Origin of the sequence: Pseudomonas sp. HR1 (assembly GCF_030175875.1) — a bacterium.
Classification (GTDB): domain Bacteria; phylum Pseudomonadota; class Gammaproteobacteria; order Pseudomonadales; family Pseudomonadaceae; genus Chryseomonas; species Chryseomonas oryzihabitans.
Window position 1 is genome coordinate 1,383,418 of the sequence record NZ_JASNRF010000001.1, and the last position, 10,893, is coordinate 1,394,310.

The 10,893-nt window shown below is 67.2% G+C and carries 10 protein-coding genes; 5 read left to right on the top strand and 5 right to left on the bottom strand.

Going from position 1 to position 10,893, the window contains the following annotated elements; genetic code table 11:
• Positions 1 to 388: 388 nt before the first annotated feature.
• From QKY98_RS06430 to QKY98_RS06445, 4 genes are all read right to left on the bottom strand, one after another.
• The gene (locus QKY98_RS06430; protein ID WP_284670546.1) at positions 389 to 1,939 is read right to left on the bottom strand and encodes a phospholipase D family protein; all 1,551 of its coding nucleotides are present in this window, start codon (positions 1,937 to 1,939) and stop codon (positions 389 to 391) included.
• On the bottom strand, positions 1,936 to 3,216 hold the full coding sequence (locus tag QKY98_RS06435; RefSeq protein WP_027597424.1) for an NAD(P)/FAD-dependent oxidoreductase: 1,281 nt from the start codon (positions 3,214 to 3,216) through the stop codon (positions 1,936 to 1,938). Before QKY98_RS06435 ends, QKY98_RS06430 begins: the two co-directional genes overlap by 4 nt.
• A 173-nt stretch (positions 3,217 to 3,389) precedes the next feature.
• Positions 3,390 to 4,199, bottom strand: coding sequence for a class I SAM-dependent methyltransferase (locus tag QKY98_RS06440; protein ID WP_284670547.1), 810 nt, complete (start codon positions 4,197 to 4,199; stop codon positions 3,390 to 3,392).
• Between the two features lie 67 nt (positions 4,200 to 4,266).
• Positions 4,267 to 4,755, bottom strand: coding sequence for an Lrp/AsnC ligand binding domain-containing protein (locus tag QKY98_RS06445; RefSeq protein ID WP_007159864.1), 489 nt, complete (start codon positions 4,753 to 4,755; stop codon positions 4,267 to 4,269).
• A 157-nt stretch (positions 4,756 to 4,912) separates the two neighbouring features.
• On the opposite strand from QKY98_RS06445, the gene dadA reads away from it, so the two are divergent.
• The 4 genes from dadA to QKY98_RS06465 all read left to right on the top strand — a co-directional run bounded on the left by dadA (position 4,913) and on the right by QKY98_RS06465 (position 8,443).
• Positions 4,913 to 6,211, top strand: coding sequence for a D-amino acid dehydrogenase (dadA, locus tag QKY98_RS06450; protein WP_284670548.1), 1,299 nt, complete (start codon positions 4,913 to 4,915; stop codon positions 6,209 to 6,211).
• On the top strand, positions 6,186 to 6,542 hold the full coding sequence (locus tag QKY98_RS06455; RefSeq protein ID WP_027597427.1) for a RidA family protein: 357 nt from the start codon (positions 6,186 to 6,188) through the stop codon (positions 6,540 to 6,542). The genes dadA and QKY98_RS06455 overlap by 26 nt, the downstream gene beginning before the upstream one ends.
• 93 nt (positions 6,543 to 6,635) lie before the next feature.
• A complete protein-coding gene (gene alr / locus QKY98_RS06460) occupies positions 6,636 to 7,706 on the top strand; it encodes an alanine racemase (protein WP_145248801.1) in 1,071 nt (356 codons plus the stop codon).
• Positions 7,707 to 7,888: 182 nt separating this feature from the next.
• Positions 7,889 to 8,443 (top strand): cupin domain-containing protein, encoded by a 555-nt coding sequence (locus tag QKY98_RS06465; protein WP_027597429.1) that lies wholly within the window; start codon positions 7,889 to 7,891, stop codon positions 8,441 to 8,443.
• A 646-nt stretch (positions 8,444 to 9,089) separates the two neighbouring features.
• Here the strand turns inward: QKY98_RS06465 and QKY98_RS06470 are convergent.
• The gene (locus QKY98_RS06470) at positions 9,090 to 9,641 is read right to left on the bottom strand and encodes a DinB family protein (RefSeq protein WP_284670549.1); all 552 of its coding nucleotides are present in this window, start codon (positions 9,639 to 9,641) and stop codon (positions 9,090 to 9,092) included.
• A 148-nt stretch (positions 9,642 to 9,789) separates the two neighbouring features.
• Here QKY98_RS06470 and QKY98_RS06475 point away from each other — a divergent pair, with 148 nt between their 5' ends.
• Positions 9,790 to 10,767, top strand: a complete 978-nt coding sequence (locus QKY98_RS06475; RefSeq protein WP_284670550.1) for a glycosyl hydrolase 53 family protein — start codon at positions 9,790 to 9,792, stop codon at positions 10,765 to 10,767.
• Positions 10,768 to 10,893 lie beyond the last annotated feature (126 nt).

Genomic DNA, 10,893 nt, shown 5'->3' on the forward strand with positions numbered 1-10,893 from the left:
GCGGGGCCGATGAATGCGGTCGACCTTAGCCGAAGTCCTGGTCGACTACTGCTCATAAAATGAGCAATTGCCGGATTTTTCGCAGGGAGATTGATTGGGTGTGGTTTGGGACACGGTGGCGCGTGGATCGGGTCCGTTGAGCTTCACCGGGTTCGGTATGGGGTAAGTCGTAGGACTGAAGCCAATCGCGGCCATGGGCCGCTCCTACAAAGGCATCACTCCCTGTAGGAGCGGTCGCTACGGCGCACCGGCATGGCCGCGATAAAGACGGTTGCTCCTACAGCAGCCGGATATTCCGTAGGAGCGGCCGCAGCGGCGGACCGTCATGGCCGCGATAGCCCCAACATGAGCGACCTGGTTGGCTTCGCTATGCTCAGCCCAACCTACGTCAGAGCATCCGCTCCAACCCCACGGCCTTGACCACCCAGGCGCTGAAACGGCGCCAGGCGCTGCCCGGTTCGTGGTGCAGCACCCGCGGCTGGCCGTCGCGTTCGCTGACCCACTCCAGGCGCACCTGCCCGCGATCCTCGACGCGCTTGACGGCGTAGGAGACGCTCGGGTCCATGCCCTGCAGCATCAGCTGGCGCAGGCGGCCGGTGAGGACCGGGCTGTCCACCAGGATGCCGACCTCGGTATTCCACAGCACCGAGCGCGGATCGAAGTTGAAGGAGCCGATAAAGGACCAGCGTCCGTCGATGGCCATGGCCTTGCTGTGCAGACTGGATTCGGATTCGCCAAAGCTGTAGGGCAGCGCGGATCGCTTCTGGTCCGGGCGGGCGCGCAACTCATAGAGCCTGACCCCCTGGGCCAGCAGCGCCGCGCGATAAGGCGCGTAGCCGGCGTGCACGGCGGGCACGTCGGTGGCTTCCAGGGCGTTGGTCAGCACCCGCACATCGACGCCGCGGGCGGCCAGGCCGCCCAGGTAGGCGACCCCCTGATTCATCGGCACGAAGTAGGAAGAGACCAGCAGCAGTTCGTGCTGGGCGCCGTCCAGGGTCGGTTGCAGCTGATGGGTGAGCAGCAGCTGCCAGTCCGGTTCGTCCTCGGCCAAGACCTTGCGCGGCGCATCCCAGAACGCCTGGGCGTGGGCCCAGGTCAGCTCCTGCAGCCAGCCGTCGAGCTGGGGCGCGGTGGCGTAGCGCCGCAGGCGGTTGTACAGCGCCAGGTCGCGGGTGCGTTCGCTGTCGAGGTAGTGATGCAGCCGCGCGCGCAGCCGCACCAGGGCGGTGGGTGAGGGGGCGAACCAGCGCAGTCGCCGGGCCGGCTGGCTCAGCGGACTGTTCCAGTACTGGTCGAAGCTGGTGCCCAGCTGGCACGCCACCGGACCGGCGGCAAGCAGGTCGAGATCGGTGAAATTCATCTCCGGGCGGGCATCGAAGTATTCGTCGCCCAGGTTGCGTCCGCCGACGATGGCCACGCTGTCGTCGGCCAGCCACAGCTTGTTGTGCATGCGGCGGTGCTGGTGGTTGAGATCCACCAGCCGGCCCAGGGCCCGGGTCGGACCGGTGCTGCGACCCAGGTGCAGCGGATTGAAGACGCGGATCTGCACATTGGGATGGGCCGCCAGCACGGCGATCTGGTAGTCGTTGCCGTCGCTGCTGGTGTCGTCGATGAGGAAGCGGATGCGTACGCCGCGATCCGCGGCCTTGAGCAGTTCGTTGACCAGCAGTCGGGTGGTCAGGCCGTCGTGGACGATGTAGTACTGGATGTCCAGGCTGCGCTGGGCCTTGCGGATCAGCTCGGCGCGGGCGGTGAAGGCGTCGGTGCTGGTTTCCAGCAGGCGCAGTCCCGACAGACCCGGATGGGCGGCGCCGGCGGCGCGCACCTGGCTGTCCAGGGCGGTGCCGGCGACCGGCAGCACCTGGGAGGCGTGGCGCGGAATCGACGTGGCGCAGCCGGCCAGCAGCGCCAGCAGCAGGGGGACGAGCAGGCGGATCACAGGCTGTCCTTGAGGCGATACCAGAGCATGCCCAGGGCCAGCAGCGGCGACCTCAGGTGGCGACCGCCGGGAAAGCGCGCATGGGGCACCCTGGCGAAGAGGTCGAAACCGGCCGACTGGGCCAGGATGGCCTCGGCCAGCAGGTGACCGGCCAGGTGGGTGGCGTTGACCCCATGACCGGCATAGGCCTGGGCATGGAAGACGTTGGGGTGCTCGCGCAGCCGACCGATCTGCGGCAGGCGATTGGCGCCGATGCCGATCATGCCGCCCCAGGCGTAGTCCACCCGCACATCCACCAGTTCGGGGAAGACCTCCAGCATCTTCGGCCTCATGTAGCCGGCGATGTCCCGGGGATCGCGCCCGGAATAGTGGCAGGCGCCGCCGAACAGCAGGCGGCGGTCGGCGGAGAGGCGGAAGTAGTCCACCGCCACGTTCTGGTCGCAGACCGCGCGATTGCCCGGCAGCAGCCGCGCGGCGCGCTCGGCGGAGAGCGGCTCGGTGGCGATCACATAGCTGCCGGCCGGCAGGACCTGGGCGGCGAGGTCGGGTTGCAGGTCGTCGATATAGGCGTTGCAGCAGAGCACCAGGGTGTCGGCGCTGACCCGGCCGCGGGCAGTGTGGACGCGCACCCGGGGGCCGTATTCCAGGCGGGTGACCTGGCTGTCTTCGTGCAGCTGCACGCCCAGCGCCCGGGCCGCGGCGGCTTCGCCGAGGGCCAGGTTGAGCGGATGCAGGTGGCCGGAGCCCTCGTCGATCAGAGCACCCTGGTAGCGCTCGGAACCCACCACCTCCGCCAGCCGGGCCTTGGGCACCAGTCGCAGCGGATGGGGGTAACCCAGCGCCTGCAGCGCGGCGTGCTCTTCCTGCAGGTGCTGCCAGTGGCGCGGCTTGTTGGCCAGGTCGGCGAAGCCCCAGGTGAGCGCGCAGTCGATGCCGTGGCGGGCGATGCGCTGGCGTACCCGATCCACCGCCTCGAAGCCCAGCCGCTTGAGTTCGCGTACCCCTTCGGCACCTATGACCGACTCGAATTGCTCGACGTCATGGCCGACGCCACGGATCAACTGACCACCGTTGCGGCCGCTGGCGCCCCAGCCGATGCGGCGGGCTTCCAGCAGCACCACCCGGGCGCCCCGCTCGGCCAGTTCCAGGGCGGTATTGAGCCCGGAAAAGCCACCGCCGACCACGCAGACATCCGCCTGGACCTCGCCCTCCAGGGGCGGAAAGTCCAGGTCCAGATTGGCGGTGGCGGCGTAATAGGAAGGCGCGTGGGGCTGCATAGGCGGCGTCTGATTTAGCAGGCGAAAGGGACGAGAGCCTGTTCAAAGTCTTGCGAGCTAGGGCCAGACAAGGAGAACAGACTTGAGGAAGCGGAGTTTACACAGAGTAAATGAGCATTCCGAAAGTCTGTTCGACGCGGTTTGGCCGACGCGCAGCTGACTTTGAATAGGTTCTAAGCCGTCGGGCGGTGGGCGACCAGGGTAAAGCTCATCGGCAACTGGGCGGTCTGGCCGATGTAGCCGTCATAGTCGGCCTCGCGATTGGAGTGCGGATGCTCTTCCAGCCGTTGCAGCCTCAGGCCGGCGTCCAGGCAGGCGGTGACGATGGTCCCCAGGGTATGGATATGCCAGTAGCTCGGCGCGCCCTGGCCGTGATCCAGGCCGTCGTAGGTGATGAGGTCCGCGCTGACCAGCGGCTCGCGGCGGAAGTAGCTGTAGCGCGGCACCAGCGGCTGGTCCGCATGGGGCTCGAAGACTTCCAGGAAGGGATGGGTCTCGTAGATCACCAGGCGTCCGCCCGGTGCCAGCAGGCTCTGTACCGCGGCGAAGAAGGCCGGCAGGTCCGGCATCCAGTTCAGCACGCCGATGGTGATCAGCACCAGGTCGTGCTGGCCGAGCCCGGCGGGCAGGGCATAGATGTCGGCGGCCACCAGTCGCGGCGCCAGGCCCGCGGCTGCGGCCAGCTGCTCGCCCTGGGCGAGAAAGGCCGGCGACTGGTCGATGCCCAGGGCCGGCCGGGCGCCGAAGGCCGCCAGGGAAAGCAGTTCGCGGCCGTTGTTGCAGCCGACCTGGGCGCAACTCAGGCCGCGGATGTCCAGTGCGGTGAGGGTGGCGGTCAGGCAGGCATCGAGGACCGAGAAGCCGGGTTGGCGAGCCTGTTCCAGCAGGCGCTGCCAGTCCTCGCCCTGGGCATGCAGCGGCGCCGACACCTCCCAGGCCTGGCGATTGGCGGCGGTGATGAACTGACGCTGGTGGGGATCCATGGGCGGCCTCCTTGGCTGTCGATGCAAAACCCGCAGCCTAGACGGTGATCCCCGGGCTCGCCAGCCGTCAGTCCGGCACCGGCAGGCTCAGGGTCTCCTTGATCTCCTCCATCACGATGTAGCTCTTGGATTCGCGCACATGGGGCAGCTTGAGCAGGATGTCACCCAGCAGCTTGCGGTAGGAGGCCATCTCGGAGATGCGCGCCTTGACCAGATAGTCGAATTCGCCGGAGACCAGATGGCATTCCAGCACCTGAGGCAGCTTGAGCACGGCGCGGCGGAATTCCTCGAAGGTGTCGCCGGACTTGTAGTCCAGGCTCAGCTCGACGAACACCAGCAGCCCGGCCTTGAGGTGCTGCGGATTGAGGCGGGCGTTGTAGCCCTGGATGATGCCTTCGCGCTCCAGCCGGCGGACGCGCTCGGTGCAGGGCGTGGTGGACAGCCCCACCCGTTCGCCCAGCTCGGTGAAGGAGATGCGGCCATCGTCCTGGAGGATGCGCAGGATGTTGCGGTCGATCTTGTCCAGCTCGCGTCTGGCCTGGTGATGGGTACGCATCGCGGGGGTCTCTGCCAAAGAGGTCTTTACCGGAAAATTACTCCGAATATAGGCAATTCTTCAGTGATTAGCACTGCGAGCGGCTTTCTATACTTGCCGTATCTGCCTTCATTCCGACGAAAGCCGGCGAAATCCTCTCACCGGCCAGGAGCTAGCGATGCGTGTACTGGTTTTGGGGAGCGGCGTCATCGGCACGACCAGCGCCTACTATCTGGCCCGTCAGGGTTTCGAGGTGGTCGTGGTCGATCGCCAGGCCGGTCCCGCCCTGGAGACCAGCCATGCCAATGCCGGTCAGGTCTCGCCTGGCTATGCCTCGCCCTGGGCCGCGCCCGGCGTGCCGCTCAAGGCGCTGAAATGGTTGTTCCAGAAGCATGCGCCCCTGGCCATCCGCCTGACCGGCGACAGCAGCCAGTACCTGTGGATGGCGCAGATGCTGCGCAACTGCACCGCGGCCCGCTATGCGGTCAACAAGGAGCGCATGGTGCGGCTGTCCGAATACAGCCGCGACTGCCTCGACGAGTTGCGCCAGGACACCGGCATCGCCTACGAAGGCCGCCAGCTGGGCACCACCCAGATCTTCCGCACCCAGCAGCAGGTGGAGGCCGCGGCCAAGGACATCGCCGTCCTGGAGCGTTCCGGCGTGCCCTTCGAATTGCTCGACCGCGACGGCGTGGCCCGGGTCGAACCGGCGCTGGCGGCGGTCAAGCACAAGCTGGCCGGCGGTCTGCGCCTGCCCAACGACCAGACCGGCGACTGCTTCCTGTTCACCAATCGCCTGGCCGAGGAAGCCCGCCGCCTGGGCGTGGAATTCCGCTTCGGCGCCGAGATCCAGCAACTCAGCGCCAATGGCGATCGCATCGACGGCGTCAGGGTCGATGGCGAGCTGCTCACCGCCGATCACTACGTGCTGGCCCTGGGCAGCTATTCGCCGCAATTGCTGGCACCCCTGGGCATCCGCGCGCCGGTCTATCCGCTCAAGGGCTATTCGCTGACGGTGCCCATTGTCGATGCCGCCATGGCGCCGACCTCGACCATCCTCGACGAGACCTACAAGGTCGCCATCACCCGCTTCGACGATCGCATCCGTGTCGGCGGCATGGCCGAGATCTGCGGCTTCGACCTGAGCCTGGATCCACGCCGCCGCGCGACCCTGGAAATGATCACCGGTGACCTCTATCCTCGCGGTGGCGACCTCGCCCGGGCCAGCTTCTGGACCGGTCTGCGGCCCGCCACCCCGGACGGGACCCCCATCGTCGGCGCCACCCGCTATCGCAACCTGTTCCTCAACACCGGGCACGGGACGCTGGGCTGGACCATGGCCTGCGGTTCCGGTCGCCTGCTGGCCGATCTGATCGCCCGCAAGCAGCCGCAGATCAGCGCCGAGGGTCTCGACATCTCCCGTTATTCCGCTACCCAGGAGTCCCCGCGCAATGCCCGTACAGCGTCTGCACACTGATCGCCGCCTCAGCGAAATCAACATCCACAACGGCACCGTCTACCTGGCCGGCCAGTTGGCCGACGACTTTTCCGGCGACATCTATCAGCAGACCCGCGAGACCCTGGCCAACGTCGACAAATTTCTCGCCGAGGCCGGCAGCGACAAGCAGCACATCCTGGTGGTGACCATCTTCCTGCGCGACATCGCCCTGCACTTCGAGGGCATGAATCGCGCCTGGGACGAGTGGGCCGCCCAGGGCGCCACCCCGGGTCGCACCACCGTCGAGGCCAAGCTGGCCAAGCCGGACATCCTGGTGGAAATGAACGTCATCGCCGCCGTCAAGGCGTAAGACCGCTAGTCCCCCTTTCCCCCTGGGAGAGGTCCGGGGTGAGGGCGTTGTCCAGCCCTCCTGTCCCTCACTCTTCCCCTGCCGAGACCTCCCATGCGTCCCGCCCGCGCCGTCATCGACCTCGCCGCCCTGCGCCAGAACTATCGCCTGGCCCGTGAACTCTCCGACGCCCGCGCCCTGGCGGTGATCAAGGCCGATGCCTATGGCCATGGCGCCGTGGCAGTGGCCAGTGCCCTGGCGGGCGAGGCCGACGGCTTCGCCGTGGCCTGCATCGAGGAGGCCCTGGAACTGCGCGCCGCCGGGATCCGCGCGCCCATCCTCTTGCTGGAAGGCTTCTTCGGCATCGACGAGCTGCCGCTGATCGCCGAGCACGAGCTCTGGACGGTGATCCACGCCGACTGGCAACTGGAGGCCCTGGAGCGGACCGCCCTGTCGCGACCGCTGCAGGTCTGGCTGAAGCTGGATTCGGGCATGCACCGGGTCGGCTTCTTTCCCCAGGACTATGCCGCCGCCTACCGGCGACTGCTGGCCAGCGGCAAGGTCAGCGGCATCGTCAAGCTGACCCACTTCGCCCGCGCCGACGAACCGGACAGCCCGGCCACCGCGGCGCAGATCGCCACCTTCCGCGCGGCCACCGAGGGCCTGCCCGGTCCCACCAGCCTGCGCAATTCGCCGGCGACCCTGGGCTGGCCCCAGGCGGCCGGCGACTGGGTGCGCCCCGGGCTGATGCTCTATGGCGTCTCGCCCTTCGCCACGGCCCAGGCCGCCGCCGACCGCCTGCAATCGGTGATGACCCTGACCTCGCGGGTGATCGCCGTGCGCGAACTGCCGGCTGGCGAGCCGGTGGGCTATGGCGCCCGCTACGTCACCGCCGGGCCGACCCGGGTCGGGGTGGTCGCCCTGGGCTATGCCGACGGCTATCCGCGCCATGCGCCCAACGGCACCCCGGTGGCCATCGAAGGGCGTCCCGGCCAGCTGATCGGGCGGGTATCCATGGACATGCTGACCGTCGACCTCACCGATCATCCCCAGGCCGGGGTGGGCAGCGAGGTGGAATTCTGGGGCCGCCAGGTGTCGGTGGCGGACCTGGCCGAGCGCTGCGACACCATCCCCTACCAGTTGCTGTGCAACCTCAAGCGGGTGGCGCGCAGCTATCGCGACTAGGCCCTGGACGGGGCCTTTGCCCGCTGCCGCCGCCAGGCGAGTGCCGCCCGGGGGCCACACGTCCGCCGTAGTGTTGTAAATCTCGAACAGCGTTGCCATGATGCTGAACACCGTGCCACGGCACGCCCTCAGCGCGTGGCCTGGCCACGTCTCACCCGCCTGCTCGAGGAGTCTTTTCCACCTTGGACGTCGGTGCCCGCCTGCAAACCATCCGTACCCTCAAGGGCCTGTCCCAGCGCGAACTCGCCAAGCGTGCCGGGGTGACCAACAGCACCATCTCGATGATCGAGAAGAACAGCGTCAGCCCCTCCATCAGTTCGCTGAAAAAGGTGCTGGCCGGCATTCCCATGTCCCTGGTGGAATTCTTTTCCCTGGACCTGGAGCAGGACACGCCGACCCAGGTGGTCTATCGCGCCAATGAGCTCATCGACATCTCCAGCGGCGCCCACACCGTGCGCATGCGCCTGGTCGGCCGCGCCCATCCCAGTCGCGCCCTGGCCTTTCTCGACGAGACCTATCCGCCCGGCGCCGACACCGGCGAAGAGATGTACGCCCATGATGGCGAGGAGGCCGGCCTGGTGGTGGAAGGCCGCCTGGAGCTGACCGTGGGCGGCGAGGTGCACATCCTCGAACCCGGCGACAGCTACTACTTCGAAAGCAGCCGCCCGCACCGCTTCCGCAATCCCTTCGAAGCCCCCGCCCGGCTGATCAGCGCGACCACGCCAGCGAATTTCTAAGCGCTTGCGCTATGGCGGTCGCAGGGTGGAAAACGGCGCAGCCTTTTCCACGTGGAAGCCGGTGCCTGGGGGCGCCCTCACCCCAACCCTCTCCCGGAGGGAGAGGGGGCTTTCCGAGTGGACGCTCGAGCTCCTCTGTCCGCGTAGGGTGGAAAACGGCGCAGCCTTTTCCACCTGGAGGCCGGTGCCTGGGGGCGCCCTCACCCCAGCCCTCTCCCGGAGGGAGAGGGGGCTGTTCGAGTGGGCGCTCGAGTTCCTCTGTCCGCGTAGGGTGGAAAACGGCGCAGCCTTTTCCACGTTGAAGTGAGTGCCTGGGGCGGCCCTCACCCCAACCCTCTCCCGGAGGGAGAGGGGGCTGTCCGAGTGGGCGCTCGAGTTCCTCTGTCCGCGTAGAGTGGAAAACGGCGCAGCCTTTTCCACGTTGAAGCCGGTGCCTGGGGGCGCCCTCACCCCAACCCTCTCCCGGAGGGAGAGGGGGCTGTTCGAGTGGGCGTTTGTCCCCAGCGCTCCTAGACAGATCGCGATCGGCCGCCGCGATAGGAATTTCAGCAGCGAATCGCGGCCATGGGCCGCTCCTACAGGGGGATGCTTTTGTAGGAGCGGTCGCTACGGCGCACCGGCCTGGCCGCGATAAAGACAGTTGCCACTACAAGGCAGTCCCCCACAACGCCTCCTCATCGATCCCCAACGCCGCCAACTCCGCCCGGCGTAGTGGTCCGTCCTGGGCGAGAAAGAATTCGTCCAGTTGCGGTGGCGCCACGCCGCTGGCCAGGAGCAGGGCGTGGGCCTGGCCGCGGTGGTGCAGCTGGTGCACGAAGAGGTGCTGCAGGGTGCGCAGTCGCCCTTCCCGTACCGGGCCGCTGGCGCGGGACAGGGTGATGAGCTGGCTCAGTTGCGGCGGAGCGAGGCCGCGGCACAGCGCGATCAGGCGCTGGTCGCTGGCGGTCTGGGCTGCATGCAGCGTCGCCAGGTCGGGCCAGTCCGTGTCCTGGTAGGGCCGGGGTTGGTCGTGCAGGGCATCGAGATAGAAGCGATCCACGTCGAGCAGATGGCCGAGCAGGGCCCAGAGCGAGCCGAAGAAGGCGGCGGGTTGGGGCGCCCGCAGGGCTTCCGTTGACAAACCGGCGCAGGCCGCCAGCAGGCGATGGTTCGACCAGCGATTATTGCAGGCCTGGGCCAGCAGCAGGGAAGCGGTCATGGGCAGGTCCTCGACAAGGCGCGCGGACACCTACTGTAACGCGCCTGGTTGTGCGGGGGATCGCAGCCTGGAGGCGTCCATGATTGAGGGGCTGTCGGCACTTTGCCATGCTCCGCCGCTCTGCTGCCCACCTGCAAGGATGCGCCTGATGCCTCGAATATCGCCCTGGTTGGGCCTGGTCGCCGCCCTGTGCCTGGGTGGCCCGGTCCGCGCCGCCGAATCCGTCGCCCTGCCCGAGCTGCCCTACATCCCCCTGGGCGTGGTCGGTCACGACAACAACGCCGCCTATCCCGATGCGCAGATGGAAAGGCGCCTGCAACTGCTCGACCGCTACAACCTGCGCAGCTACCGCTCTGGCGAATTCCTGTTGCTGGATCAGCCGCGCATGGATCGCCTGGTGGCCCTGGCCCGCCAGTACCGCATCACCCTGCGACCGGTGATCACCCAGCAGCTGACCCAGGCCCAGGCCTATGCCCTGGCCAAGCGCTATGCCAAGGACATCAAGATCTGGGAGATCGGCAACGAGCAGGATCACTCGCGGGTCGGCGCGGGTATCCGCATCAGTCGCCTGGTGGACATCTACCGTGGCATCCGCCGCGCCTCCGACGAATTGGACGCCGGCCTCAAGACCACCATCAACGTGATGTCCTGCAATTCCTACGACACCGGGCCCAAGGCGCGTTGCCCGGGCGATCGCCTGGGCTCCATGTGGTTTCTCGATCAGGCCAAGGCGGCCGGCTTTGATTTCGACTACATCAGCTTTCACTACTACCCGCACTACCAGGATCGCGGCCACTGGATGGATCTCTACCTGGGGCAGATGCGCGCCATGGCGGAAAAGTACCGGACGCAGATCTTCTACAACGAGGTCAATTGCGCGGAGATCTACAAGGGCACCACCGACGGTGGCCGGCCGGGAGATCGCAGCTGTTATGACAGCCTCGAATACATCCTCTCCGAGCTCAATGGGCGCTATCGCGACATCGTCCGCGAGATCAACGTCTACGAGCTGCTCGACGAGCCGACCCATCCAGTTGCCCATGAGCGTCACTTCGGGCTGATGTACGACCTGGACCGGCCCAAACCGGTCATGGAACTGGTCCGTCGCTATGCCGGCACGCCCTGAGCCGCCAGAAAGCGGACAAACCTGACTTTATCGCTGGGACAGGTCTTTCGGGTGACCAGTCGGTCACCGACGAACGGTAGACAAAGTGCCATCATCGGCACCGTACATCTGGCAAAACGCTGCGTT

Coding starts and splice junctions, on each gene's coding strand:
- QKY98_RS06435 (WP_027597424.1), bottom strand. CDS start 3,216: ATGCAGCCCCACGCGCCTTCCTATTACGCCGCCACCGCCAATCTGGAC.
- QKY98_RS06440 (WP_284670547.1), bottom strand. CDS start 4,199: ATGGATCCCCACCAGCGTCAGTTCATCACCGCCGCCAATCGCCAGGCC.
- QKY98_RS06445 (WP_007159864.1), bottom strand. CDS start 4,755: ATGCGTACCCATCACCAGGCCAGACGCGAGCTGGACAAGATCGACCGC.
- dadA (WP_284670548.1), top strand. CDS start 4,913: ATGCGTGTACTGGTTTTGGGGAGCGGCGTCATCGGCACGACCAGCGCC.
- QKY98_RS06455 (WP_027597427.1), top strand. CDS start 6,186: ATGCCCGTACAGCGTCTGCACACTGATCGCCGCCTCAGCGAAATCAAC.
- alr (WP_145248801.1), top strand. CDS start 6,636: ATGCGTCCCGCCCGCGCCGTCATCGACCTCGCCGCCCTGCGCCAGAAC.
- QKY98_RS06470 (WP_284670549.1), bottom strand. CDS start 9,641: ATGACCGCTTCCCTGCTGCTGGCCCAGGCCTGCAATAATCGCTGGTCG.
- QKY98_RS06475 (WP_284670550.1), top strand. CDS start 9,790: ATGCCTCGAATATCGCCCTGGTTGGGCCTGGTCGCCGCCCTGTGCCTG.